This window comes from Pseudomonas sp. Ps21-P2, assembly GCF_039672565.1.
Lineage (GTDB): Bacteria > Pseudomonadota > Gammaproteobacteria > Pseudomonadales > Pseudomonadaceae > Aquipseudomonas.
The window spans coordinates 326147-352483 of record NZ_JBDFPL010000005.1 but is presented as its reverse complement, the minus strand read 5'-3'; the positions used below and the strand labels follow the sequence as shown (position 1 = coordinate 352483).

Genomic DNA, 26337 nt, shown 5'->3' with positions numbered 1-26337 from the left:
ATTCAGCCACTTTTCTGGGGACTGAAAGTAAGCCTTCGCGAGCAAGCTCGACTCCCACGGGGTGGTGTTCGGCTCGGGATTTTGGGTGGGTGCAGGACTTGTGGGAGTGTCCCGCCATCAACCCGGCCCGGCGCTGTAATGCAGGTCCGCGCGCAAACGCTGCACGCAGAAATCAACGAACGAGCGCACCTTGGATGACCCCCGTCGCCCCTCGACGTAGACCACGTAAACCGGCATCGGCGTGACTTCGAAGTCTTCGAGCACGGCGCACAAGGTGCCCGCCTGCAGGTGTCGGCGAATCTGATAGGACGGCACCTGGGTCAGCCCCCAGCCATCGATGGCGGCATGAATGGAGGCAGTGAACGACGTCATCGACAGCCGCGACTGCACTTTCACTTCCTGGTGCTGGCCTTCGATGCGGAAGGTCCACGCGGGGCTGCGACCGGTGATCATCACGGAAACGGTTTCGCGCTCGATGAGTTCGTGGGGATGCCGGGGCGTGCCGTGGGCGGCGAGATAAGCGGGGGAGGCGCAGACCATGCGCCGCACGGTACCGACCTGAATGGCCGTCATCGACGAGTCGGGCAAGTCGCCGATGCGCACCGACACGTCGATGCCTTCTTCCAGTTGACCGGCAATCCGGTCCATCAACAGGCCCCGAATCTGCACCTCCGGGTGCTGACTCAGGTAGTCGGTCATGACCGGCGTGACGTGCAAATCGCCGAACACCTGCGGCGCGGTAATGGTCAGCAACCCGCGGGGCGTGGCATGGATGCCGGCAGCGGCGCTTTCGGCTTCGTGCAGATCGGCCAGCAGGCGCCGGCAGTCGTCGGCGAAGCGCACGCCGGCTTCGGTCAGGCGCAACTGCCGGGTGGTGCGCACGATCAGCAAGGTGCCGAGCCGCGCTTCCAGTTGCGCGACGGCGCGGGTCACGGTGGCCGTGGACACGTTCAGGTTGCGCGACACCGCCGCGAAGCTGGGGCCTTCGGCGACGGCGGCAAAAAGGGTCATTTCCTGAATGCGATCCACTGAGCGTCCGTTTTCGAGCCAACGAGAGCGGCAGTCTGCGGCAAATCCGGGTGAGCGGAAAGGTCTGATCCAGACAGTCAGAAAAACGCCCGGGCGGTCATGTTTGCTTGGTGCTCCGGCGACGCCTTCTATATTCTTGCTGACACTGGATTCCTCGACGAAAGGCCGGCGCTCGACACGGCAAGGGACAGACCCGCATTCACGCAAGGCCAAAGGAACGCAGATGAGCACCACCAGCACGCCACTCTCCGGCGTCAACCAGCCATTGAAAGGCATCGCACTGATCCTGTTTGCGACCTTTCTGTTTTCCAGTCACGACACGCTGTCCAAATACCTCTCCGGCATCTACCCGATCATGATGGTGGTCTGGGTGCGCTATGTGGTGCACACCGGGCTGATGGCGTGCATTTTCATGCCGTCGTCGGGCCTGCGTGTGCTGCGCACCAAGCGCCCGTGTTTGCAGGCGTTGCGCGCGGTGTGCCTGCTGGGCACCAGTCTGTTGTTCACCAGTGGCCTGATGTTCATCCCGATCGCCGAGGCGACCGCGGTCAACTTCCTCGCGCCGCTGCTGGTCACGGCGCTGTCGGTGCCACTGCTCAAGGAGACGGTCAGCCGCGGGCAATGGATCGCCGTGCTGGTGGGCTTCAGCGGGGTACTGGTCATCGTGCATCCCGGCGGCGAGCTGTTTCGGCCGGCAGTGTTGCTGCCGCTGGGCTCGGCGTTCTGTTTCGCCTGCTATCAGCTGCTGACCCGTCTGGTCGCGGCCCACGACAGCCCGACCACCAGCAACTTCTTCGCCGGGCTGTTCAACAGCCTGTTGATGAGCGCCATCGTGCCGTTCTTCTGGCAATCGCCGGAGTGGAAACACATTCCCTTCATGCTGGCGCTGGGCACCTGCGGCATGGTCGCGCACCTGATGCTGACCCAGGCCTTCCGCTTCGCCGCGCCGGCCATGCTGGCGCCGTTCGGTTACTGCCAGATCGTCTTCGCCGGGCTGTGGGGCTACATCGTCTTCAACCACTCACCATCCCTTGTCGCCCAGGCCGGCATTGCGATCATCTGCCTCAGCGGCCTGGCGGCGGCGTGGCAACAGCGCAAAAAGGGTGGCTGACGACAGCGGCTTCATGATTTGCGCGGCGCCATGAAATACATCCAGATCAGCGCAACGAAGTACATCACCGGGATCAGGGTGAACAGCACGCTGTAGTTGTTGTGGGTCGCGGTCAGGACGGCGCCGACGATCTGCGTCATGAACATGCCGCCGATGGCCGCGCACATGCCGCCGAAGCCGAACACGGTGCTGATCATGTGCCGGGGCGTGTAATCCATGACCAGGCTCCAGATGTTCGCCGTCCAGGCCTGATGCGCACCCACCGCCAGGGCGATCGCCAGCACGGCCACCCAGAGACCGCTGGCGTTGGCGGCGAACACCACGCCAATGATCGTCACGGCGAATACCAGCATCGACAGCAAGCGGGCGGTCATCGGGCGCATGCCCCGGCCGATCAGCCACGAGGAGAGAATGCCGCCGCCGATGCTGCCGAAATCGGCGGTCAGCCAGATCAGCATCAGCGGGATGCCCATCTGCGTCACGCTGATGCCCAGGTTGTATTGCTGATTCAGAAACGGCGGCAGCCAGTAGAGGTAGAACCAGAACACCGGCGCGGTCACGGCGTAGGCGAGGGCGAAGGCCCAGGTGCCGCGCATCTTCAGGATCCGCGAGAGCGGTACTTTTTCCGCTTCAGCCTCGGTCTCAGGCTCGGCCTCGCTGTTGATGTAGGCCCGCTCACTGGCGCGCACGGTGGGATGTTCCTGCGGATTGAAATAGGTCAGCCGCCAGGTGATGACCCAGACCAGCCCCAGCGCACCCATGCAGATGAACGCCGCCTGCCAGCCCCACACCGTGAGGATCAGCGGCAACAGGGCGGGCGTGACCATCGCACCGACGTTGGTGCCGGCGTTGAATATGCCGGTGGCCACGGCGCGTTCGCCGGCCGGGAACCACACCCGGGTGACCTTGACGCAGGCCGGGTAATTTGCCGCTTCGGTCAGGCCGAGAATGAACCGGCAGACCATGAAGCCCGCTGCCGATGTGGCCAGGCCATGGGCGCCCGTCGCAACACTCCACAGCAGCACCGCCAGAAAGAATGCGCGCTTGACGCCGACCCGATCGATGAAACGCCCCTGCAGCAGAAAACCGATGGCGTAACCGACCTGAAACCAGAAGTTGATGTTGGCGTAATCCATCGCCGTCCAGCTCATTTGCTTCGCCAGGATCGGTTGCATCACGCCGAGTGCGGCGCGGTCGATGTAGTTCAGGGTGGTGGCGAAGAACACCAGTGCCAGCATGCCCCAACGGGTTTTGCCGACGGCCAGGGCGCCGCGAATTTTTTCGCTCACACTGGCGTGGGGAGGCGCAGGGTGGGAGGCGACCGGGGCAGGCGAAGCAGAAGGGGACCGCATAAGCATCAAGCCTGTTTTGAAATTGTTATGGTGATGTCCGCGCGGCCAAGGCCTTGGCCCCGCATAGCGTCATAAAACTAACCGTATGGTTCATTTCAGTTGATGTCCCATGCAGCGGCGCGAATAATCCCATGAACGCCCGCCCGGTTCGAGCCCCATCATCGTGCCGGGCGCCATGTGATTATTCAGGAGCCACCCCCGCATGCAGCGATCGATCGCCACCGTTTCCTTGAGCGGCACCCTGCCGGAAAAGCTGGAAGCCATTGCCGCCGCAGGGTTTGACGGTGTTGAAATTTTCGAAAACGACCTGCTCTGTTACGACGGCAGTCCGCGCCAGGTGCGCCAGCTCTGCGCGGACCTGGGCATCGCTATCACCCTGTTTCAGCCTTTCAGCGACTTCGAGGGCTGTCGCCGCGAGCATCTTCAGCGCAACCTCGACCGTGCCGAACGCAAATTCGACCTGATGCACGAACTTGGCACCGACCTGATGCTGGTGTGCAGCAATACCGCCAGCGATTCCCTGGGCGAGCGAGACGTGCTGCTCAGTGATCTTGGGTCGATCGCCGAGCGGGCTGGGGCGCGTCAACTGCGCGTGGGCTATGAAGGGCTTGCATGGGGACGTCACGTCAACACCTGGCAGCAGGTCTGGGATCTCGTCCGGCAGGTCGACCATCCGGCCCTCGGCGTGCTGCTCGACAGTTTCCACACGCTGTCGCTCAAGGGCGATCCGAGCGGGATTGCGCAGATTCCCGGCGACAAGATCTTCTTCGTGCAGATGGCCGACGCGCCGCTGCTGAACATGGGCGTGCTGGAGTGGAGCCGGCATTTCCGGTGTTTTCCGGGGCAGGGCGAGTTCGATTGCCCCGGCTTTCTCGCGGCAATTTTGCGCAGCGGCTACACCGGTCCGCTGTCGCTGGAGATTTTCAACGACGTGTTTCGCGCCGCGCCCACTCGGGCCAACGCCGCCGACGGCCTGCGCTCGTTGCTGTACCTGGAAGCGCAAACCCGCGCGCTGCTGGAGCAGCCATCTCAACCCATCGCGCCGTCATCGTTGTTCCATCCGCCGGCACCCAGCGCCTGCAACGGCGTCGAGTTTCTCGAGTTTGCCGTGGAGGATGCCCAGGGGGCGCGATTGGTCAGCTGGCTGCATGGCCTGGGCTTCGGCACCCTGGGTCAGCACCGCAGCAAAGCCATGACCATGCTGGGGCAGGGCGATATCAAGATCGTGCTGAACGCCGAGCGCTTGTCCTTACCTCAGATGCCTTTCGCTGCCGCTTCCTTCGCTGACTCAGCCCTTGAAGCCCCCGGCCCGTCGCTGCGCGCCATGGGGTTGCGGGTGGACAACAGCGCTGACGCGCTGGAGCGGGCGCGTCAGTTCAATGCCGAAATCTATGGTGGTCCGGTGGGGCCTGATGATCGGGAGCCCCCGGCGGTGCGTGCGCCGGACGGCAGCCTTATTTACCTGGTCGAGCCTGCCGCGTCAGGGCAATCGAGCTGGGACAGGGATTTCATCCTGAGCCCGCAGTCTCCCACGCAAAGCGGTTTGCAGTGCATCGATCATGTGGCCATGGCGTTGCCGGCCGACAGCCTGGACAGCCGGGTGCTGTTCTACAAAAGCGTGCTGGATTTTGTGGCCGATGCCGACCAGCTGCTGCCTGATCCCCACGGTCTGGTGAGGAGCCGGGCGTTACGCAGCCGTTGCGGCACCGTGCGCCTGCCGCTGAACACGCCGGATCGCGGCGACACGGCAATCTCCCACGCACTGTCGAGCTACGGCGGCTCTGGCGTTCATCACATCGCCTTCGCCTGTGACGACATTTTCGTCCAGGTTGCCCGCGCTAAAGCGGCAGGCGTGCCGTGGCTGGTGATTCCGCAGAATTACTACGATGACCTGGGCGCGCGGTTCGGTTTCGACGCCGCATTCCTTGGCGAACTGGCGCGCCACAACGTGCTGTATGACCGCGATGCCGACGGTGGCGAGCTGTTTCACGCCTGCACCGAGGCGTTCGAGGGACGTTTCTTTTTTGAAATCCTCCAGCGCAGGAAGGGTTACGCCGGGTACGGCGAGGCGAATGCGGCGGTGCGCCTGGCGGCAATGGCCAGGGCCCGCAGCGGCTCCGCCCGGTTCTGATGACGTGTAGCGCATCGGCACGCACCACTTCCGTAACGCACAGGCGCAGCCCATAATCCCGCGATTCCACCGTGGTCGTGAGCCCCGCATGAAAACCGTTGACGACAGCCTCGCCGAAGCGCCCGAAGACGCCCCGCGCAAGTCCCGCAAGAACAATCCGGAGAAAACCCGCGACGGTATCCTTCAGGCGGCCGTCGCCGAGTTCGTCGCCCAAGGGCTCTCCGGCGCCCGCGTTGACGCGATCGCCGAGCGCACGCAAACCTCCAAGCGCATGATCTATTACTACTTCAACAGCAAGGAGCAGCTGTACACCGAAGTGCTGGAGAAGCTCTACGGCGACATTCGCACCACGGAAAGCAGCCTTGACCTCGGCGTGCTCGCGCCGGAAGAAGCGGTCAGGCGGCTGGTGGAATTCACCTTCGATCACCACGACCGCAACGTCGATTTCGTGCGCATCGTGTGCATCGAAAACATCCACAACGGCGCCAACGTCAAACAGTCTCCGACCATCCGCGAGCTGAGCCGGAACGTTTTGCAGGCGCTGGACGACACCTTGCGGCGCGGCGAGCAGGACGGCGTGTTCCGGGCAGGCGTACAGGCCGTTGACCTGCACATGCTGATGAGCTCGTTCTGTTTCTATCGGGTGTCGAACCGCCATACCTTTTCCGAGATTTTCCAGATCGACCTGGAAGACGAAGCGGTCAAGGCGCGGCAAAAAGCGATGATCTGTGATGCGGTGATGCGCTACCTGCTGCCGTGACCCGGCAGGTCAAACGCCACGCTTGCCTGAGGACCCAACGATGTCGCAACGCCAATCCACGCTGATCGCCTTGTTGGTGGCCGTCACTTTTTTCATGGAAAACCTCGACGCCACGGTGATCGCCACGGCCATGCCGGAAATGGCCCGGACCTTCGGCGTCGCGGCGGTGGACCTGAATATCGGCATGAGCGCTTACATGCTGGCGATCGCAGCGTTCATTCCCCTCAGCGGCTGGTTGGCCGACCGACTCGGTTCACGCCGGGTGTTCGGCGGCGCCATCGTGCTGTTCACGGTGGCTTCGATGCTGTGCGGCATCAGCGACAGTCTTGAGACGTTCGTCGCCGCCCGGGTCCTGCAAGGCATGAGCGGCGCAATGATGGTCCCGGTCGGGCGCCTCGCGGTCATGCGCGCCACTGAAAAGAAAGACCTGGTGCGGGCCATTTCGCTGATCACCTGGCCCGGGCTGGTGGCGCCGATACTCGGGCCGCCCCTGGGCGGGTTCATCGTTACCCACGCGTCGTGGCCGTGGATTTTCTACCTCAACCTGCCCCTCGGCGTCATGGCGCTGATTGCCACCCTCATCCTCATCCCCAAGCGCAATGAAGTCAGCACTCGGCCGTTTGACCTGAAAGGTTTCCTGCTGCTGGGCGTGGCCTGCACGGCGCTGTTGTTCGGGATGGAACGGCTGGGGCAGGGCCATGGCAGTCAGTGGCCGGGCCTTGCGGTAACGGCGCTCGGCGTGGTCTGCGGCGCGCTGGCCTGGCGCCACATGCGTCGGCATCCGCAGCCGCTGATGAACGTCGCGGTGGTGCACATCCGCACCTTCAGCGTCAGTCTGCTGGGCGGTTCGGTGTTCCGGATCGCCATCAGCACGCTGCCGTTCCTGCTGCCGCTGATGTTTCAGCTGGGTTTCGGCCTGTCTGCATTCGACGCCGGGCTGCTGGTGCTGGGGGTGTTTGCGGGCAACCTGGCGATGAAGCCCTTTACCAGCGCAATCATGCAGCGCTGGGGCTTCCGCCAGGTGCTGTTGGTCAATGGCTGCATCGGTGTGGCGGCGATTGCCGCCTGCGCGCTGCTCGATCAGGCCATGGGCTGGCCGATGATCCTGCTGATCCTGTTCATCGGCGGGCTGTCGCGCTCGATGCAGTTCACCGCGTTCAACACGCTGGGTTTCGCCGACGTGCCCAAAACGCAGATGAGCGATGCGTCGACGATGTTCAGCATGTGCTTCCAGTTGAGCATGGGCCTGGGCGTCGCGATTGCTGCGCTGTTGTTGCGCGGCGCGATGGCCCTCCATGGCAACGACGGGCAGGCGATGACCGCTGATTTCCAGCTGACGTTTATTGGCGTCGCGGTGATCGCGGCCTTGGCGCTGCTGGATAACCGCCGGGTGTCGGCCCAGGCCGGTGCAGCGCTGCTGCAACCCAAGGCCTGACCTGCTGGCAAATACGAAGCGCCACTGGCCAAAACCACCAGACGTTCTGCGCGCTTTGACCATTGCCCATCGGCGCGGCAGAGCGGAGTATTTCGCCACTCCAACAATAAAAGTGTAAGGACGACACAATCATGCAGATCCAAGGCAAGGTATTTCTGGTCAGTGGCGGCGCGTCCGGGCTGGGTGCGGCCACCGCGCAGATGCTCATCGACGCAGGGGCCAGCGTGATGCTGGTGGACGTCAACGCCGAGGCGCTCGCGGCCCAAGTGGAAAAACTGGGCGACAAAGCCCGCGCCAGCGTCAGCGACATCACCCAGGAGAACGCTGTTCAGGCCGCGGTGGATGCGGCGCTCAGTGCGTTCGGCCAGATCAACGGCGTCATCAACTGCGCCGGCATTGTGGGCGCCGAGAAAATCCTCGGCAAAGAAGGTCCCCACGGCCTCGACAGTTTCAGCCGGGTGATCAACGTCAACCTCATCGGCAGCTTCAACCTGCTGCGCCTCGCCGCTGTAGCCATCGCCGAAAGCACGGCCGATGCCGGCGGTGAGCGTGGCGTCATCATCAACACGGCGTCGGTCGCCGCCTACGACGGCCAGATCGGCCAGGCGGCGTACGCGGCCTCGAAGGGTGCCATCGTCAGCCTGACCCTGCCCGCCGCCCGTGAACTGGCGCGCTACGGCATTCGCGTCATGACCATCGCCCCGGGCATTTTCGAAACGCCGATGATGGCCGGCATGACCCCGCAAGTGCGCGAAAGCCTGTCCGCCGGCGTGCCATTCCCGCCCCGCCTGGGCAAGCCCGAGGAGTACGCGGCGCTGGCCCGCCACATCATCGAAAACAGCATGCTCAACGGCGAAGTGATTCGCCTGGACGGCGCCTTGCGCATGGCCGCTCGCTAATCGAGGAAACCCCATCATGTCTTTGAACAAACGCCAGATGTTGAACGACGACCCCGTGGTGATCGTGAGCGCCGTGCGCACGCCCATGGGCGCCTTTCAGGGCGATCTCCAGAGCCTGACCGCGCCGCAACTGGGCGCCGCTGCCATCCGCGCCGCCGTCGAGCGCGCGGGCATCGATGGCGCGCAGGTCGACGAGGTGCTGTTCGGTTGTGTATTGCCAGCCGGGCTGGGACAAGCGCCGGCCCGTCAGGCGGCATTGGGCGCCGGGCTCAGCGATGACACGACCTGCACCACCCTGAACAAGATGTGCGGGTCGGGGATGCAGGCGGCCATTCTTGGCCACGACATGCTGCTCGCCGGCAGCGCCGACGTGGTCATCGCCGGTGGCATGGAAAGCATGTCCAACGCGCCCTATCTGCTGGAGAAGGCCCGCAGCGGTTACCGCATGGGCCACGGCCGGATCATCGATCACATGTTTTTCGACGGCCTCGAAGACGCCTACGACCGGGGTCGACTGATGGGTACGTTTGCCGAGGAGTGCGCCGGGCTTGAAAATTTCAGTCGGGAAGCCCAGGACGGTTTTGCAGTCGCCTCGCTGACCCGGGCGCAGGAGGCCATGACGCGCGGCTGGTTCGACGCTGAAATCGTCCCGGTGGAAGTCACCGTCGGCAAGGAGCGCAAGACCATTCGCCAGGACGAACAGCCGCCCAAAGCGAAGCTGGACAAGATCCCGCAGCTGAAACCGGCGTTCCGCGAGGGCGGCACCGTGACAGCCGCCAACTCAAGCTCGATCTCCGATGGCGCCGCGGCCTTGACCCTGATGCGCCAGTCCGAAGCACAACGTCGTGGCCTCACGCCGCTGGCGGTCATCCATGGCCACGCCGCTTACGCCAATGAGCCGGGGCTGTTTCCGACCGCACCAGTGGGCGCGATCGACAAGCTGATGAGCAAGACCGGCTGGTCCCTCCGGGATGTGGACTTGTTCGAGATCAACGAAGCCTTCGCCGTCGTCGCGCTGGTCACCATGGCCCGCCTGGAACTGCCCCATCACAAGGTCAACGTGCACGGCGGCGCCTGCGCGTTGGGCCATCCCATTGGCGCGTCGGGGGCGAGGATTCTGGTGACCTTGCTGTCGGCGTTGAAGCAGCGTGGACTGAAGCGAGGTGTCGCGGCCATTTGCATCGGCGGCGGCGAAGCAACGGCAATGGCAGTCGAGCTTGTCGTTTGATATCAATGGCTTGCGCCATGTTTCGCAGGTTAGATCTGTGATAACGGCTGACTGGCGTTCTACATAATAAAAGGTCTATAAAACAATGAATTACACGACAATCCGCAAAGATGTCAAAGGTCGCGTTGCACTCCTGACCCTCAATCGTCCAGAGGCCCTTAACGCCCTCAATGCGCAGCTAATTAGCGAACTCAACCATGCCCTCGATGAGCTGGAACGCGATCATGGCATCGGCTGCATCGTGCTGACTGGCTCGGCAAAAGCCTTCGCTGCCGGGGCTGACATCAAGGAAATGGCCGAGCTGAAATACCCGCAGATCTATCTGGACGACCTGTTCAGTGACAGCGATCGGGTGGCCAGTCGCCGCAAGCCGATCATTGCTGCCGTCTCGGGCTTTGCCTTGGGCGGGGGCTGCGAGTTGGCGCTGATGTGCGACTTCATCCTGGCGGCCGACAACGCGCGCTTTGGCCAGCCGGAAATCAAGCTGGGCGTGCTGCCGGGCATGGGCGGGACCCAGCGCCTGACCCACGCGGTCGGCAAGGCCAAGGCCATGGAAATGTGCCTGACCGGGCGCCTGATCGACGCCGTCGAAGCGGAGCGTGCCGGGCTGGTCGCGCGCATCGTGCCCCAGGACCAGTTGCTGGAGGAGGCGCTCAACGTCGCGGCCGGCATTGCCGCGAAGTCGTTGCCGGCGGCCATGATGGTCAAGGAAAGCGTGAACCGCGCCTTTGAGGTTAGCCTGGCCGAAGGGATTCGTTTCGAACGCCGGGTGTTTCATGCAGCGTTTGCCAGCGAGGACCAGAAGGAAGGCATGGCGGCGTTCATCGAGAAGCGCGAACCGGCGTTCAAGCATCGCTGATTCAGGTCAGGGCGGTGGCGCGTCTCAGGGGTGTCTTCTGGCGCCAGCGTGTATAAAATGCGCCGGTCGCCGAGGTTCACCCCCGGCTTGTCATCTTCGATCACCCTATTTTCAGCGTTTATCGCCATCGGCCCGACGCGCAAGACGCGTCGGATCCGAGCGATTTATCGCCACCGGAACAAGAGAGCAATCATGGGCGCACAGTGGAAGGTCAAACACAAAGAAGCGGCAGCCAACGCCAAGGGGCGTATTTTCGGCAAGCTGTCCAAAGAGATCATGATTGCCGCACGCTCCGGCGCTGACCCCGACATGAACGCGCGCCTGCGTCTGGTGGTCGAGCAGGCCAAGAAAGCCTCGATGCCGCGCGAAACGCTGGAGCGTGCCATCAAGAAAGGCGCCGGTTTGCTCGGCGAGCACGTTCACTTCGAGAAACTCACCTACGAAGGCTTCGCGCCGCACAAAGTGCCGGTCATCGTTGAATGCCTGACTGACAACATCAACCGCACCGTCTCGGAAATCCGCGTGCTGTTCCGCAAGGGACAACTGGGTGCCGAGGGTTCGATTACCTGGGATTTCGATCACCTGGGGATGATCGATGCGGTTGCTGCATCACCCGAAGCGGACGCCGAGGAAGCCGCCATCGAAGCCGGCGCTCAGGACGTTGAACAAGGCGAAGAGGGCGTTGCGACGTTCTACACCGACACCACCGACCTCGACGCCGTGTGCAAGGCGCTGCCCGAGTTCGGCTTCACCGTTGAATCCGCCAAAATCGGCTACCGCCCGAAAAACCCGGTTGAAGGCCTGAGCGACGAGCAGATGGCCGAAGTGGAAGCCTTCCTCGAAGCGATCGACAGCCACGATGACGTGCAAAACGTGTACGTCGGCTTGGCCGGATAAGGCTACCGGGCCAATTATCTGAATCGGTCGTTGTAGGACCGGCTTCAGCCGGGAAGGCGTCGATGGGCACACTGCGAAATCGAGGGTGTCCACGCTGGCCTCTTCCCGGCTGAAGCCGGTCCCACAGGTTGTGCGACGTTCTCTGGATTGGGTCCCGCTGACACGCCGCAGGCTTAGTGGGACCGGCTTCAGCCGGGAAGGCGTCGATGGGCACACTGCGAAATCGAGGGTGTCCACCCTGGCCTCTTCCCGGCCGAAGCCGGTCCCACAGGTTGTGCGGCGTGCTCTGGATTGGGTCCTACTGACTAAACTGCTGCTCGATCTCCGCAAACCCGGGCCGCTGCATCATACCCGCCTCCACGCAACGCCGCTCCAGCTCCCGCAACCCGGCAACCTGCGAATCGCTATCTCCGCAGCAGTCCAGCAATTCCCCCAGCAATAGCCCGAACGCGCGCACTTCAACGCGCTCCAGCCTGCGTCCCGTTTCTTCATCCGGGTAAAATGCCGCTGCGCCGAAATCCCCCAGCAGGCTGTCCCCACTTTCGTTCCAGAGGATGTTGTGGCCGTACAGGTCACCGTGATTGATCCCATGCCCGTGCAAATGTGCGCACGCCGCTGCGATCCCGGCGGCCATACGCTTCACGATCGACAGAGTCAGCCGGGTGTCGACGTAATTGTCCCGCGTGCAGGATTCAAGGGTCGGCGGACGCGCAAGGGTCACGAAAGAAGGCGAAATCAGCTCCATCACCAGACCGCGAGCGCCCTGCGGGTGGTCCAGAATCTGCCCGAGCACCGGAATCAGATGAGCATGACGACCCGCCGCAATGCAGGCCTGCATCTCGTTCAACGGCGAGCCGTCGCTGGTGACATCGCCCTTGTACAGCTTCACCGCGACGTCCAGCGCCGCCGCGTCCTTGTCCGCGCGCCACTGGGCCTGTTGAATCACCCCGGACGCGCCTTCGCCCAGCACCTGTTGCAGCGTCAGTTGCGGCCACGGGATCTGCCCGATTGGCGCTTCGGTGTGGATGTCGTTCAACGGATTGCCGGCAAACGCCAGCCAGGCCAGCGCGGGCATCTCCAGCAACCAGCGCGGCAGTTCATGGAAATCGTTGACCGCGATCCGCACCAGTTCCAGGCGCTGACAGCGGGCCAGTGATTCCGGCAATTGCCGCAGCCGGTTGCCCGCGAGCATCAGCTTCTGCAGGTGCACACAGTCGCCGATGGCTTCAGGCAGGGTTTCGATACGGTTGTCGGTCAGCACCAGAGAGCGCAGCGAAGGCGGCAGCGCGTTGGCGGGGACATCGGCGATCTCGCAGGCCTTGAAGCCGACGAAGAACAGCTGCTCGCACTGGCCCAGGCATTCTGGCAGGCGGGTAAAGGGATTATTCGAACAGAACAGGATTTTCAGGCGCTTGAGCCGGTGCAGGTCGGCGGGCAGGTCAGTCAGCCGATTGCCGCTGAGGTCCAGCACCTCCAGCGAATCGGCGAGGCTGAAAATCTCCTCGGGAAATTCACTGAGGTCGGCACTGAGATTGAGCCGCGTGATGCCTGCCAGTTTGCCGGCACGCAGGTCTGCAAGGGTGTGCATGGGGGGAAGGGCGCCTGTGATCAATGGGCGGCCATGATAACCAGTCAACCCGATCGTTGCTCGTTTGCGACGAGCGCGACGGGTGAGGGATTAATTCAGGCAGCGGTCCAGCAATTGATGCATGCGCTCAAGGGACGGCGCCGATTCGGCGTACAAGATGCGGTAGACCATGGGTGCGACGACGGCATCGACCAGTTCGTCCGCCGAAGGACTCTGTTCACCGCGTTCCCGGGCGCGGTCGATGATGATCTGCAGTTGATCGCGAACCATGTTCAGGCACTTGCCCGAGCACAGCGTCGCGCTGCTGGCGACCACGTCGCGCATCATTTCGCGGCCCGGCGCCGAGTTGGTTTCTTCGAGATAGACCTCGACCCACGTGCGCAGGTCATCGCGCAGATTGCCGCAATCCACCGGCTCGTCCGGGCGCAGACGCTCGACGGCGGCGTCTGCCAGCAGTGAAGTCAGGTCGCCCCAGCGGCGGTAAATGGTGGACGGTGTGACACCGGCACGGGCCGCAATCATGGGCACGCTGAGGGCCGAACGCTCCTGCTCCTGGAGCAGATCGCGGACCGCCGCGTGAATCGATGTCTGCACCCGGGCACTGCGGCCGCCGGTGCGAATGCCTTCTTTGATAGCCATGGTGCGGACCCTAACACAAAGTATTTGCTATAAGCAGACGCTGCTCGCACACTGCTAAAGCTAATTAATAGCTTTTGTGGCGTGCTTTTTCGGGAGAGTGTACTCGTGTCTGATTCTTTGCAGAACCCGCAAGTCGATGGTCGGGGGCGGGGCCACCTGGTATTTCTGGCCTTCGTGCTGCTGTGTTTCTTCGCCGCGTCCAGTGCGCCTACGCCGCTTTACCACCTCTATCAACAGGCGTGGGGCTTTTCCTCGGCGCTGTTGACCGTGATTTTCGCCGTCTACGCCTTGAGCCTGTTGGCGACGCTGCTGATGTTCGGCTCGCTGTCGGATTACCTCGGTCGCCGTCCAGTGATCTTCATCGGGCTGCTGCTGGAGATCGTCTCGATGCTGCTGTTCATCGCTGCCACCGACGTCAGCTGGCTGATCGTTGCGCGGGTGCTGCAAGGCGTGGCGACGGGCATCGCCACCAGCGCGTTGGGTGCCGCGATGCTCGACAGTGACGCGCAGCAGAGTCCGCTGCTCAACAGCATCACGCCGATGTTCGGCATGGCACTGGGCGCCCTTGGCACCAGTGCGCTGGTGGAATACGCGCCGCTGCCCATGGGCCTCGCCTATGGTTTGCTTCTGGCGGCGTTCGTCGGTCAGGCGGTGTATCTGTTGTGGATCGCTGAAACAGTGACGCCGCAACCGGGCGTGCTGAAAACACTGCGGCCGCGGCTCGCTGTACCTGCGCAGGCGAGGGGGACGCTGTTGCTGGTGCTGCCCGCGGACATCGCCGCCTGGGCGCTGGGCGGGTTTTTCCTGTCGCTCGCGCCGTCGCTGCTGACTGCCGCGACCGGTTCGACCTCGGTACTCAACGGCGGCTTTGCCGTGGCAGCGCTGACCATCAGTGGCGCGATTTCGATCCACAACCTGCGCCTGCGCGCGCCCCGGTTGGCATTGCTGGTGGGCTGCAGTTTTCTGGCGGTCGGGGTTTCAGTGATTCTGGCGGCGGTGAATCTGGGCTGGCTGTGGCTGTTCTTCACCGGCGCCGTGGTCGCGGGGGTTGGCTTCGGGGCCAGCTTCCTCGGCGCCCTGCGGCTGTTGCTGCCATTGGCCCACGCCCACGAGCGGGGTGCGCTGATGGCGGCCTTTCTGGCCTTGAGTTATCTGGCGTTTTGCATACCGGCGTTGCTGGCCGGCGTGTCGATCAAGACGGCAGGACTGGTGACCACCACGAATGTCTATGGCGGGGTGGTGGTCTTGCTGGCGGTGTCGGCGCTGGCCGGTCTGCTGATTCAGCGAGCCGGCCGCGCCAGGGCGGCGTAGGTTGTTTTAGCGGTTATGACGCAGAATCGAAAAATTCAGCGCCGACGCCACGGTCAGCCACACCAGATAGGGGAACAGGATCAGCCCGGTAATAAGGTCCAGCTGGATCCCCAGCACCACCATGGCGGCAACCACCAGCCACAGCAGCAAGATGATGACCATGCCCGCCATGATCCGGTGGGCACCGAAGAACACCGGCGTCCACAGCGTGTTCAAGGCAATCTGCGCGGCCCACAACGCCAGCACGGTCTCACTGCCGGGGGTCAGGGTCAGGCGATAACCGGCCCAGGCCAGCAGCAGATAAATGGTCGTCCAGGCCACCGGAAACAGCCAGTTGGGCGGGGTGAAACGTGGTTTTTGCAGCGATTCATACCAGCTGCCGGGTTTGAAAATGATGCCGGTGCTGGCCGCCGCGCAGCAGGCAATGAGGTAAATGTAAAAAGTCATGTGGAGTCCTTTGCTGAAACCATTTGAAGTGCAGGCCGTGGGGCCGTCTCGGCATTGGATGCGTCTGCGCCGGAAAAATCCGTATCTGCCCAGAGAGATTAATCGCGAGCCAGCCCGTGGAGATGATCACCCATCCAGTCCTGGACTGAGCGCGCAACAGGTCGCGCACATCCAGTTGCTCGTCGAACAGGCGGAGGGGTTTACGGCGGCGCGGCGGCGGTATGACACAGCAGCGGTGTGACGTGCCAGCGAGGGAGGCGGCAAGCCGTCCGGTCAGGACTGATCCGCCAGTTGGCTGAGCCGTTCCTGTACGGCGTCGTCGAAGATCATGTACAGCGTTTCTACGTCTGCCGGGCGAAGACGTCTGCTGGTCTCCAGGCTGAGGATGAAACTGATCTCCATGGCGGCCTCGCGTTCGAGGTCTTCCTTGGTGGTGGCGGCGTTCAACGCGCGCACCAGATCGTCGATCGCACCCTGAATGGGTTTGGGAAGCCGAAGTGCAGCGATTCGCTCTTGAGGCATTGCTCAGTCCTGGGGGGTTGGGTTTGGCGGCGAACCGAAAGGCGTGAAGCCCTGGAGCCTGGGATCGGGGACGTATTGTGGCCGAGTTACAGCGCAGATCCCACCAGTGGAAACAAAATAGTGAAATGACAGCCCTTGCCTTCGCCCTCGCTGTGGGCGGTAACGCTGCCGCCATGGGCTTCCACCAGCTGCCGGACCACCGTCAGCCCGATGCCCAGTCCCGAGCCATTGAAGCCGATGGCCTGGGTGTCCTGCACATAAGGATCGAAGATCACCGGCAATGCCTGGGCGGAAATGCCGATGCCGTTGTCGGAGACCACGATCTTCAAGCCTTCCGGAACGGTCTCGGCACGCAGTTCGATGTTGCCGCCGCACGGCGTGTATTTGGCCGAGTTGGTCAGCACGTTGGTGAAGATCTGCACGATCCTGATGTGATCACCGTTGACCCGTACCGGCGCGTCGGGAAGGCTGACGTCCATGTGCAGGTTTTTCTTGTGCATCAGCGGCGCGCAGGCGTCCACCGCTTCCTTAATGATCTGCACGATGTTGAGGTGGGCGTAGCTCAGGCGCAGCTTTCCGGTGCTTGCGCGGGAGACGTCGAGCAAGTCTTCCACCATTCGCGACAGATGCTGCACCTGACCTTCGATCAGGTTGCGCATTTCCGGCAGTCTGTCGCTGGACGTGCGCACCATGCGTTCGGCAATCATGCTGATGGGCGTCAGCGGGTTGCTCATTTCATGGGCTACCGAGGCCATGGCCGTGCGCTGCTGGGCCAGCGCCTGTTCAGCCTGGGCTTGCAACGTCTGCGCGTGGAGCGCAGAAATCACCAGATGCTCGTTGGCCTCGCGCAGATCCTGATAGACATCAGCGTGTGCGCTGGCAGCGGGCGCTTGCGTCTGCGCCGCCAACGCCGCCAGCACCAGTTTCTGATTGGCTTCCACCAGCAATTCGATATGCAGCCCGGCGCCGGCAGAGGCTTCGGCCTCGTGCAGCTCTCGGCGCAGGAACGCCAGGTGCGCCAGGGCCCGTTCCTTTTTCTGCGCGAGTCGCTCGAATTCTCGGTCGGCGCCTGCGCCTCCGGTTGCGTCCTTGTTGTCGAATTCGCTCATGGCAATGCGCTCATCGAATGGTGTCTCCCGCTTCAGCAACCCCTGGCGACAGCCGCGTCGGGCGTCCGCCCAGCAGCCCTTCCTGATTATGCAGCCGGGTGCCGATCTGCAAGCCGTTATCGTCGATGCGGTACAGCCGGAGTTCATCCGAGTGAGCGCTGGCCCGGACCTTGACCACCGCCATGATGCGCTGCAAGCGGCTGTCGATCTCGATGTAGCGCTGGACGATGATGGCATCCGTAAGAAAGGCCGTGCCGTAAGGACTGAAGCGCAGATCCGTGTAGCGGTCTTCCAGTTCCGAGGTCATCAATACACTGACCCCGGTGCTGGTCAACGCATTGACCATGCGCGACAGGGATTCGCGGAAGTCTTCGCGGAAGGCGGGCGCCACGGCCAGCTCGAACCCGGACAGCGAGTCGATGACCACACGCGTTGCGTCCAGCCGGCGGATTTCGCTGAGCAGCTGCTGCACAATCTCGTCGATGGACAGGTCCGGCACCCGTCGGTCGACGACGCCTACTTTGTCCATGTGCACCAGACGCGTGAGTTCGGCGTTATGCAGGTGGTTGGGTCGCTGTTCGAAAACGGCGATCACGCCTGTTTCGCCGTTGCGCGCACCCTCTTCGAGAAAGGCCGCCGCCAGCAGGCTTTTGCCAGAGCCGGAAGGGCCGGCAACCAGCAACGAATAGCCCCGGGGCAGGCCGCCGCCAAGCATATCGTCCAGATGCGGCACGCCCATCTTCAGACGCTGCTGAGGGCTGCTGTGGTTGAGCGCGGCGCGGTCCTGAAGCGTGACCGCGGCCGGTGGAAACACCGTAATGCCCGAATCGGCAATGCGGAAGGTATGCAGCCCGGGCAGCGTCGGCTGGCCGCGCATCTTCATGATCTCCATCTTGCGCACCATGGAGTTGCGCTGAACGCTCTGGCGCAGCCAGATCAGCCCATCGGCAACGGTGAAGATCGGGTTGCTGTCGAGCTCGTTGAAATACTCCCCCAGCAGGAAGGTCGTCGCCTGCCAGGTGGTCATCAGCATCCCCAGCTGCTGCACGAACTGCGGCAGGTTGTTCTTGGGATTGCAGTCGGTTTCGCTGGCCAGCACGACGGAGCGGAACGAGTCCACAAACACCAGGGCAGGGCTGTGGGCCTCGACTTCGGCGACGATGCGCCGCAGCACTTCGTCCAGATCGCCAGCCAGGGTGTCATCCGCCAGATTGACGTAGCGGATCGAGCGGTTCACCGCTTCTTCGTCGAAAAAGCTGAACTGCTGTTGGTAGCGCAGCATTTTCAGCGGCGGCTCTCCGAGCACCGTGAAGAAGATCGCCGGGCGTTCGGGCGTGGCCAGGGCGAACATCATCTGATGGGCCAGCGTGGTCTTGCCACAGCCGGGCGGACCGGCGATAAGGTTGAAGGAAAACTCCGGCAGGCCGCCACCCAGAATCTCGTCGAATCCCGGTACGCCCGTTGCCAGACGGTTGATCGTGACTTTACTACTCATCGTGAAATGTCCTGGGCAGGCGGGCCGCTGAAAGAGTGTTCCCACACGTCAAGGAGCAGCCGTGCAGCGAGTGATGGTCCGATCAGCGTGGCAAGTAATGCGTGAAAAGTGTTCAGAACTTCCTGGCCGAACAAGAGCGCGTCGGCTATCGATTCTTCGGCCAGTAACGCCTTCAATTGTTGAAGATCCATGCCCACGGCCAGCATCTTGTAGTTGTCTCCAGCCAGCGGGTGCTTTGATATGTAGAGATGAAGGCTGCGGCGATGCAGGGCGGCGACACCTTTCGGCCCTATGATTGGGGTCAGGGAGGTATTAATGTCCTCGAACATCGAAGTAATTGCTTCAGCGACCTCGGAAAGTTCCGCGCTGCCATTGACCCGATGGGTCAGGCATGTGGCAATTCGTTGGCCTGCTTCGCTATCGGCAAACATGGGATTAAGTTCTGGTAGGTGTCAGTGGATAGTACACGTTCTTGCCCGAACGGACAGACGCATGAAGCGTGCGGCGCTCTGCCGCGCAGGCCCTCAGGCTTCACCGGGCCCGTTCCGCCGATCAAAGGTGGGGGAGACTCAATTGGAGGCGAGTTCCACGGCGAGCGGTTTGGTCAACGCCCGGCGTCGTCTTAATTCTATCCATCGGGATGAATATAAATGCGTCGGTGGCTCTCGGGGCAGGTTGGATAATGCGGGCGGTTATTCATTTGGAGGGCGTGAAGTTTAAGCACGCCATAACTATTCAATCAAACGAGTGATTGCGTAAGTTGCAGGACGGGGAATAAGTGCTCGCTGTTTATTTATGATCGATAACGTAAAAGTGTTCGACTGAATTGTTTGCATGGGTCAGTTGAATGGAAAATCCCCACGCATCATCTTCTCGGCGTACCCCTCATTGGCCGAGCGTGCCGCGTTCAATGTGTAGCGGGAATGCCCCGGATTTGTATCGCTCAAGTTACAAAGGCGTCCGCCGACACCCTGTTCAGGAAGTCTATTACTCACTTGAACAGGGAAGTGCCATGTCAGCGATTTCTTCGGTCACCTCATCCGCGGCATTGATGCCGGTGGTCAAACCGGCGGCCACCGTCGCGGTGAATGACGGCGCCGTTGCTGGCACCACCAGCGCCTCGCCGTCGTCCGTCGTCATGCTGGGCCAGGACGCCAAGGTCAGCGAGCCGCTGACCTACAACGTCCGCGGGCTGATGGGGGATGGCAACGTCCCGCCGGCCTGGGAGTACACCCGCCAGGACAAAGTCTCGCTGGCGATGGCGGGCAACTTCAGCACCTCCGCCACGGCGGGGCGTTTCCAGGGCCTGGGCGCAACGTTGCTCAGTCAGTTGGCCCAGACCGGCCAGAACATTTCCCAATCGGTGCTGCGCTCGACGACCGGCAAAGCGCTGGAGCCGGCGGAACTCGCTGCCGCCCAGGACCGCCTGCACAGTAATCCGGCCAACAGCATCAGCCTGACCCTGAAAACCGCCAGCGGCAAAACCATCGAGCTCAGCCTTGCCAGTCAGGACGATGGCCTCGCGGTGCAGGCCCAGGTGAGCGGCGGCGAACTCAGCGACGACGAGCTGAACGCACTGAACGCCATGGCGGACGGCTTTCAGTCGGCTATCGACGGCCTGACGGCCAAGCCGCCGACCCTGAAACTCGACGCCCTGACCCATTTCGACGCCAAGGCCTTCGCCTCCGTAGAGTTGAAAACCAGCCTCAAGCTGGAAGACGGCAGCGCCCAGACCCTTGAACTGCATGCCGACGCCGACCAGCGTTCGGTGCGCATGAGTGGCGCGCTGGGCAATCTCGACCTTTCGGTTGACCTGAAAAACGCGGCCATTCGTGGTGACAGCGCTCAGCAGGCCAAGGCGCTGGACGGCTATGTCAGCCAGATCGAGGCGGCGCGCAAGCGTGGCGACGGCGATGCACAGTTGCTGTCGATGTTTGAGGACGCCTTCAAAACCCTGCACAGCCAGTACCAGGACACCCGCGTTTCCTCGGCGCCGCAGACCGTCAACTCGATTGAGCTGACCGACACTGACCACGGCCTGTTGACCGGCCTCGGCGACTTCAGCGCGTCGGTCAGCGAGAAGAGCGTCGAGGGCAACCCGGGCCGCCCCGGTGAGCTCGATTCCTTTGCTTACACCTTGTCGCAGACCACCCAGTCCAAGGGACGCGATCAGATGAACCGGACCATCGTTCAGAACCAGCAATCGCAGCTGACCGCCAGTTACCACAAGCCCCTGCCAGGCGGGCAAAAGCTGGCGTTGAGCACCGATCCGACAACACAGAATTACCTGTATTACCAGGTCAGCGACCAGGCCAGCAGCAAGACCAGCATCGGCTATAAAAAAGGTGAGTTGGTCGATGCGACGCTGAGTCAGTCCGCCAGCCAGTCGACGCGCATTGCCAAGTACGTAATGGGCCGCCTGGAGAAAGACACCCACACGCCGGTCTCCACCTCCAAAACCCAGAACTTCCTCAGCGTCCTGCAGCAGGCCTTGCAACAGGACAAAGAGGCGAAGCAGGGCCGTGGCGCGTCGACGCTGAAAGGCACCCTGGCCGGGATTCACGCCAAGGTGCTGCTGCAGAGTGATCCGTCGAAGCTGGATGGCTGATAGCGGTATAGCCTTGGTTTTGCGGCGTGACACCCAACGCTTTCCCGGCTAAAGCCGGTCCCACTAAGTGCGCGTCGTTCCTCATATTGGGACACTGCCAGAACCATTGGCCGCGCACGATGCTTTTTGTGGGACCCGCTTCAGCCGGGAAGGCGCCAGTGGGATCAGCCTCAGATTCCGGCCTTGCTCCAGCCGCTAGGCGCTCGATGTCCTCAACCTGACAAACCTCAAGCATCCGGCTATAAACAAAGCGTGCCAAGCACCTTGATGTCCCCAGAGGCGAGAAGCCCGGAGTGTGATCGATGATTGACCGTGAGCCACCGTATCCCCGCAAACCGCCGCTCAGTAATTCCCAAAAACTCGCACGCCTGGCCGGCATTGGCCTGATCGTTCTGGTCGTCGCGGGCGCCTTCGCCTACGTCAATGGCAGCCTCGACCCCCAGCGACTGACCCCCGCGCGGGTCGTTGACGTGTTCGAACGCAACAACGGTGTGCATCCCGGTTACCGTCGCAACCACCCGAAAGGCATCTGCGTGGCCGGCTACTTCGAGAGCAACGGGGCCGCGGCCAGCCTGTCCAAGGCCGAAGTCTTCGCCAGCGGGCGCACGCCGGTGATCGGGCGTCTGGCCGTGCCCACCGGCAACCCCTATTCCCCTGACAGCGCCGCGCCCCTGCGCAGTTTCGCCGTGCAGTTCACCCAGCCCAACGGGCAGCAATGGCGCACGGGCATGAATAGCATGCCGGTGTTTCCGGTCGCGACGCCTGAAGCGTTCATTGACCTGCAGATCGCCACCGGGCCTGACCCCAAGACCGGCAAACCCGACCCGGCGAAGCCCCCTGCGTTCTTCGCCGCACACCCGGAAGCCCAGCCTTTTCTGGCGTGGGTCAAGACGGCCAAGCCTTCGGCCAGTTTCGTCACCGAGACCTACAACAGCGTCAACGCCTTCGTGCTGGTGGACGCCAGCGGCAAGCGCCAGCCTGTGCGCTGGAGTCTGGTGCCGGAAGCCACCGATGCAGCGCCGGCGCCTGACGCCAAGGAATATCTGGACAAGGACCTCAGCGACAGACTGGCCAGCGGCCCACAACGCTGGAAGCTGATGCTGACGCTGGCCAACCCCCAAGACCCGACCAACGACGCGTCCAAAGCCTGGACCGGCGAGCACAAGACCGTGGATGCCGGGACCCTGGTGGTCAATTCCGACAGCCCGCAACTGGATGGCGACTGCCGCGACATCAATTACGATCCGCTGATTTTGCCCAGCGGCATCGAAGGCTCGGATGACCCGCTGCTCGCCGCGCGCTCGGCGGCCTACGCTGCGTCCTACATGCGCCGCACCAGTGAAGTCGATCAGCTGAAAGCCGAGCCCGCCCAGGAGAAACAGCCATGAGTACGCCCGTCAAGCATTTCGCCCCACTGGCGCGCCTGCTGCACTGGCTGATGGCGCTGATGGTCATCGCCATGCTGTTCATCGGCGCCGGCATGGTGGCTTCGGTGTCCGAGCGCCACGAGTGGCTGCTGAACCTGCACAAGCCCCTCGGCATCGCGATTCTGTTGCTGGTCATCGTCAGGATTGTCGTCCGGGTCACTACTCAAACGCCGCCGTTGCCAGCTGACTTGCCGGCCGTGCAGGCGCTGGCCGCCAAGCTGTCCCATTACGTGCTGTATGGCTTGATGCTGGCGATGCCGCTGATTGGCTGGGCGATGATTTCAGCCGCCGGGGATCCGGTCATGCTCGGCAGTTCGGTGCGCCTGCCGTCCATTGTCGCGGCAAACCCGGAAACCTTCGCGCTGCTGCGCAAGGCCCACGCCTATCTGGCGTACCTGTTCTTCCTGACAATTCTGGCGCATCTGGCTGCCGCGCTGTTTCACGGCTGGGTGAGGCGAGATGAGGTGCTCGACAGCATGCTGCGGGGTAAATCGCGGGGTTGATGTTGCCGTGATTGACCGCTGCGAATAAGGCAGACGACATCGCCAGTGGGCTTAACCCCGCTGGGGATGTCGTTTATGGACGCCGGTCAATCTGTCGACATCAGGCGGCGGTTCAGCGCAACACGGACACCATCTGCCCCAGGGTCGTCAGCACATCGCGGGCCAGCTGTTTCGAGCGTTGGCCTGACCAGCCGGTGACGACATCGGGGGCGTCGTCGTTGTCCTTGAACGGCATTTCCAGCGTCAGCGACAGGCATTTGTAGCGCTCGCCGACGCTGTTGCACGCCAGGTTCATGTTGGCCTGGCCCGGCGCCGATTTCGGATAGCCGTATTTGCTCTGGAAGTCCCGGGTCAAGCCGCTCAACCGCGCGCGGAAGTCAGCTTCCAGTTGCGCTTGTTGGTCGGTGTACCCCGGATTGCCTTCGCAGGCGGCGGTGAAGACGTATGGGATTTCCTCATCGCCGTGGACGTCGAGGAACATGTCCACGCCGTATTTTTCCATCTGCTCTTTGACGAAGAACACTTCCGGGCTGAGCTCGGGTGTCGTGTCCTGCCAGGCGCGGTTGAGGTCCTTGCCTTGGGCGTTGGTGCGCAGATGCCCGTGGAACGAACCGTCCGGGTTCATGTGCGGCACCAGATACAGGTCCGCCGAGGCCAGCAAGGCCTGCAGCTCAGGGTCGTTTTGCTGGAGCCGCTCGATAATGCCTTCCATGAACCACTCGGCCATGTGCTCGCCGGGATGCTGTTGCGCGATGATCCAGATGTTGCGCTTGCCCGCCGCGCCGTCGCCCTTGCGCAGCAGCGGAATATCACGGCCTTCGACGCTCTTGCCGGTGGCGAGCAACTGGGTGCCGGCCTGGTTCAGCGCCTGATCCACCAGCCAGTCGTGGCGCTCGCGGCTGTAGGGTTCGAAGTAGGCGAACCACACCTGGGATTCGCTGGGCGTCAGCTCGAAGTTCAACGCCTTGCCGTCGAACCGGCTCGGCACGCGAAACCAGGTTTTCTGATCGTAGGAGGCCACTGCGTTGTAGCCAGTCCAGGCGCGGTTGTAGCTCGACTCGCCGGCGTTGGTCAGGCTGAAGCCGTGGGGCTCACCGATCTGCAGGCCGTCAACCTTGAAATGGAACCATTGGAAATGCGCGCTGCGGGTATCGGGACGGATCGCCAGTTGCACGGCGTTGGGATGACTGGCGTCGAGCATGACGATGTTGCCGCTGTCAAAATCGGCGGAGATGGAAAGGGCGGTTTGAGTCACGGGAGCGTCCTGATTGCATGATCTGCCATTACGAAGCCATCGGGGAGGCAAGCAGGCCAGACCTGATTGCCTCGCTGGGCTGTTATGACAATTACTTTACACGCAACCGCTAGGGGGACGGCGACAGAATAGTTCGCCAAAGAGTCAGGGGCGGCTTCAGCTATAGGCTTCGGCGGTGACCAGCAGGCCGCACAGCAACATCGTCACCAGCAACCAGCCGAAATAGACCCGCGGTTTGTGCCGATGCCAGCCACTGGCGCCGAGGATCGCGGCGGGTGCATGCAACGTGCGCCAGAACTGCTCGCTGTTCTGAAACGCCGCCAGGTGCCGGGGATCGGCGTCGAGCCAGTGACGAAACTCGATGCGCTGACTCGCCGTGGCCTGGGGGCTTTGCAGGTGCACGTACCAGCCCAGGGCCTGAAGCAGAATCGCACGGGACGGGTCATGTTCGGCGGGCTCGCTGACGCAGTGCTCAAGCGCAACCGTCATGCAGCGTTCGACGGTGCGAGCGTCCACGTCAAGCAGGCGGGCGATATCAGTGTAGGAAAGGGCGTCGAGACGGCTCAGCAGGAAAACCTGCAGCACCCTGCGCGGCAGCCGCTGAAGGCGGCGTCGGTAAAGATCAGTTTCGGCCCTCGCGCCCGGGGAGGGCGACACGGGGGAGGCGGTCATCAACGAGTCGAGGAGCTGAGTCATGGCGTCTTGCTCACTGTTTGAATAGCGGCGGTCGCGGAAAACAACGTCGTGAATGTGGAGGTTTTTACTGAATGTGTCAGTTTTTGACAGCTGCAACGGCCCATCGCTCGATCCATTTGCTATGATGCGCGCCATCGAAAAGGCAGATCACTGTCGAACCCTCTTCATTAGCCTGAAGACGCAACACCCGACCGAACCCAGACCCGAAAAGGGCATAAAAAAAAGACCCGGCCATAAGCCGGGTCAAAAACCGTGATTAGCCTGATGAGGAGATAATCCGGAAGCCGACCTAAGGCTTCTGGGTTACCAACCAGTCTCGCGACCGGTTGCGCTCAATAATAATCATTCCCATTTGAGAGTCAATGCTTTTTTCGCCCGCCGGTGAAAAGAGTTTTTCTGCGTGGGCGATCTTTGCCTGCGCCTCAGTCACTTGGCATCTCAGTCAATCGGCAATTCTGTCGTGCGCTTCACCACACTCATCGCGATGTTCGAATGCGCCTCCTGCACATGGGGGCTTTGCAGCAGGTGGTCGCGCAGAAAACGCTCGTAGCTGGCGATGTCCTGCACGACGACCTTGAGCAGGAAATCCATGTCCCCGGCCATGGTGTAGCACTCCAGCACTTCGCGAAATCCGGTGATCGCCTCCTCGAACTCCGTCAGGTACTTGCGCCCGTGCCCGGACAGCTTGACGTCGACGAACACCGTCATGGTCAACCCGAGCTTGGCCGGGTTGAGCAGGGCCACCTTGCGCTCGATGATGCCTTCTTCTTCCAGGCGATTGATGCGCCGCCAACAGGGCGATTGCGAGAGTTCGACGCGCTCGGCGATCTCGGCGGCGGAGAGGTTGGCGTCGTGCTGCAACAGACGGAGGATCTTGCGATCGATGGGGCTGAGCTTGACCTGCATGAATTGACCCTTTTTTATTCTTGAGGGGGAACGGGCATGCACGATATGAGCAGATTCACGCCGATTTAGGAAGAAAAAGCCTGCGCCGGGCAGGCAGTATTTTGTCTGTGACCGTTGGGCTGAACCGTCC

Annotated in this window: 24 protein-coding genes; 12 read left to right on the top strand and 12 right to left on the bottom strand. The window is 62.5% G+C overall.

Features of this window, described 5'->3' with window-relative positions:
• Positions 1-117 precede the first annotated feature (117 nt).
• Positions 118-1029, bottom strand: coding sequence for a LysR family transcriptional regulator (locus tag ABEH28_RS15260; RefSeq protein WP_346630414.1), 912 nt, complete (start codon positions 1027-1029; stop codon positions 118-120).
• Between the two features lie 223 nt (positions 1030-1252).
• On the opposite strand from ABEH28_RS15260, the gene ABEH28_RS15255 reads away from it, so the two are divergent.
• Positions 1253-2140, top strand: coding sequence for a DMT family transporter (locus ABEH28_RS15255; RefSeq protein WP_346630413.1), 888 nt, complete (start codon positions 1253-1255; stop codon positions 2138-2140).
• A gap of 11 nt (positions 2141-2151) precedes the next feature.
• On the opposite strand, the gene ABEH28_RS15250 is transcribed toward ABEH28_RS15255, so the two are convergent.
• Positions 2152-3492 (bottom strand): MFS transporter, encoded by a 1341-nt coding sequence (locus ABEH28_RS15250; RefSeq protein WP_346630412.1) that lies wholly within the window; start codon positions 3490-3492, stop codon positions 2152-2154.
• A 202-nt stretch (positions 3493-3694) separates the two neighbouring features.
• Here ABEH28_RS15250 and ABEH28_RS15245 point away from each other — a divergent pair, with 202 nt between their 5' ends.
• From ABEH28_RS15245 to ABEH28_RS15215, 7 genes are all read left to right on the top strand, one after another.
• Positions 3695-5623, top strand: coding sequence for a TIM barrel protein (locus ABEH28_RS15245; RefSeq protein ID WP_346630411.1), 1929 nt, complete (start codon positions 3695-3697; stop codon positions 5621-5623).
• Positions 5624-5711: 88 nt separating this feature from the next.
• Positions 5712-6383 carry a TetR/AcrR family transcriptional regulator gene (locus tag ABEH28_RS15240; RefSeq protein WP_346630410.1) on the top strand — a complete coding sequence of 224 codons (672 nt, stop codon included), beginning with the start codon at positions 5712-5714 and terminating at the stop codon, positions 6381-6383.
• 40 nt (positions 6384-6423) lie between these two features.
• Positions 6424-7818 (top strand): DHA2 family efflux MFS transporter permease subunit, encoded by a 1395-nt coding sequence (locus ABEH28_RS15235; RefSeq protein ID WP_346630409.1) that lies wholly within the window; start codon positions 6424-6426, stop codon positions 7816-7818.
• A gap of 131 nt (positions 7819-7949) precedes the next feature.
• The gene (locus ABEH28_RS15230) at positions 7950-8717 is read left to right on the top strand and encodes a 3-hydroxyacyl-CoA dehydrogenase (protein ID WP_346630408.1); all 768 of its coding nucleotides are present in this window, start codon (positions 7950-7952) and stop codon (positions 8715-8717) included.
• 37 nt (positions 8718-8754) lie between these two features.
• Complete coding sequence (locus tag ABEH28_RS15225; protein WP_346630507.1) at positions 8755-9945, top strand: acetyl-CoA C-acyltransferase; 1191 nt, start codon at positions 8755-8757, stop codon at positions 9943-9945.
• Between the two features lie 85 nt (positions 9946-10030).
• Entirely contained in the window at positions 10031-10804 is a 774-nt protein-coding gene (locus ABEH28_RS15220; protein ID WP_346630407.1) for an enoyl-CoA hydratase, read from the top strand.
• Between the two features lie 192 nt (positions 10805-10996).
• The gene (locus ABEH28_RS15215; RefSeq protein WP_192173927.1) at positions 10997-11701 is read left to right on the top strand and encodes a YebC/PmpR family DNA-binding transcriptional regulator; all 705 of its coding nucleotides are present in this window, start codon (positions 10997-10999) and stop codon (positions 11699-11701) included.
• A gap of 298 nt (positions 11702-11999) precedes the next feature.
• On the opposite strand, the gene ABEH28_RS15210 is transcribed toward ABEH28_RS15215, so the two are convergent.
• Together ABEH28_RS15210 and ABEH28_RS15205 are read right to left on the bottom strand one after the other, a co-directional pair.
• Entirely contained in the window at positions 12000-13289 is a 1290-nt protein-coding gene (locus tag ABEH28_RS15210; RefSeq protein ID WP_346630406.1) for a leucine-rich repeat-containing protein kinase family protein, read from the bottom strand.
• Positions 13290-13379: 90 nt separating this feature from the next.
• Positions 13380-13928: a TetR/AcrR family transcriptional regulator gene (locus ABEH28_RS15205; RefSeq protein ID WP_282373669.1), complete on the bottom strand. Its 549-nt coding sequence runs from the start codon at positions 13926-13928 to the stop codon at positions 13380-13382.
• A 105-nt stretch (positions 13929-14033) separates the two neighbouring features.
• Between ABEH28_RS15205 and ABEH28_RS15200 the strand changes: the two genes are divergently transcribed.
• Entirely contained in the window at positions 14034-15239 is a 1206-nt protein-coding gene (locus tag ABEH28_RS15200) for an MFS transporter (RefSeq protein ID WP_346630405.1), read from the top strand.
• 6 nt (positions 15240-15245) lie between these two features.
• Here the strand turns inward: ABEH28_RS15200 and ABEH28_RS15195 are convergent, their stop codons facing one another.
• From ABEH28_RS15195 to ABEH28_RS15175, 5 genes are all read right to left on the bottom strand, one after another.
• A complete protein-coding gene (locus ABEH28_RS15195; protein WP_346630404.1) occupies positions 15246-15686 on the bottom strand; it encodes a TspO/MBR family protein in 441 nt (146 codons plus the stop codon).
• Between the two features lie 273 nt (positions 15687-15959).
• Positions 15960-16208, bottom strand: a complete 249-nt coding sequence (locus ABEH28_RS15190; RefSeq protein WP_282373476.1) for a hypothetical protein — start codon at positions 16206-16208, stop codon at positions 15960-15962.
• 86 nt (positions 16209-16294) lie between these two features.
• Positions 16295-17317: a HAMP domain-containing sensor histidine kinase gene (locus ABEH28_RS15185; RefSeq protein WP_346630403.1), complete on the bottom strand. Its 1023-nt coding sequence runs from the start codon at positions 17315-17317 to the stop codon at positions 16295-16297.
• Between the two features lie 10 nt (positions 17318-17327).
• A complete protein-coding gene (locus tag ABEH28_RS15180) occupies positions 17328-18812 on the bottom strand; it encodes an ATPase domain-containing protein (protein WP_346630402.1) in 1485 nt (494 codons plus the stop codon).
• Positions 18809-19243, bottom strand: a complete 435-nt coding sequence (locus tag ABEH28_RS15175; RefSeq protein WP_244656005.1) for a hypothetical protein — start codon at positions 19241-19243, stop codon at positions 18809-18811. The genes ABEH28_RS15180 and ABEH28_RS15175 overlap by 4 nt, the downstream gene beginning before the upstream one ends.
• A 581-nt stretch (positions 19244-19824) precedes the next feature.
• Here ABEH28_RS15175 and ABEH28_RS15170 point away from each other — a divergent pair.
• The 3 genes from ABEH28_RS15170 (at position 19825) to ABEH28_RS15160 (ending at position 23350) form a co-directional block, all read left to right on the top strand.
• Complete coding sequence (locus ABEH28_RS15170) at positions 19825-21420, top strand: lactate dehydrogenase (RefSeq protein ID WP_346630401.1); 1596 nt, start codon at positions 19825-19827, stop codon at positions 21418-21420.
• A 302-nt stretch (positions 21421-21722) separates the two neighbouring features.
• The gene (locus ABEH28_RS15165; RefSeq protein WP_346625979.1) at positions 21723-22808 is read left to right on the top strand and encodes a catalase family peroxidase; all 1086 of its coding nucleotides are present in this window, start codon (positions 21723-21725) and stop codon (positions 22806-22808) included.
• On the top strand, positions 22805-23350 hold the full coding sequence (locus ABEH28_RS15160) for a cytochrome b (RefSeq protein ID WP_192173918.1): 546 nt from the start codon (positions 22805-22807) through the stop codon (positions 23348-23350). The genes ABEH28_RS15165 and ABEH28_RS15160 overlap by 4 nt, the downstream gene beginning before the upstream one ends.
• 112 nt (positions 23351-23462) lie before the next feature.
• Here the strand turns inward: ABEH28_RS15160 and ABEH28_RS15155 are convergent, their stop codons facing one another.
• The 3 genes from ABEH28_RS15155 to ABEH28_RS15145 form a co-directional block, all read right to left on the bottom strand.
• Positions 23463-24605, bottom strand: coding sequence for a M14-type cytosolic carboxypeptidase (locus ABEH28_RS15155; RefSeq protein ID WP_346630400.1), 1143 nt, complete (start codon positions 24603-24605; stop codon positions 23463-23465).
• A 156-nt stretch (positions 24606-24761) separates the two neighbouring features.
• Positions 24762-25277: a DUF4880 domain-containing protein gene (locus ABEH28_RS15150; protein ID WP_346630506.1), complete on the bottom strand. Its 516-nt coding sequence runs from the start codon at positions 25275-25277 to the stop codon at positions 24762-24764.
• 462 nt (positions 25278-25739) lie between these two features.
• Positions 25740-26207 (bottom strand): Lrp/AsnC family transcriptional regulator, encoded by a 468-nt coding sequence (locus ABEH28_RS15145; RefSeq protein ID WP_065990584.1) that lies wholly within the window; start codon positions 26205-26207, stop codon positions 25740-25742.
• Positions 26208-26337 lie beyond the last annotated feature (130 nt).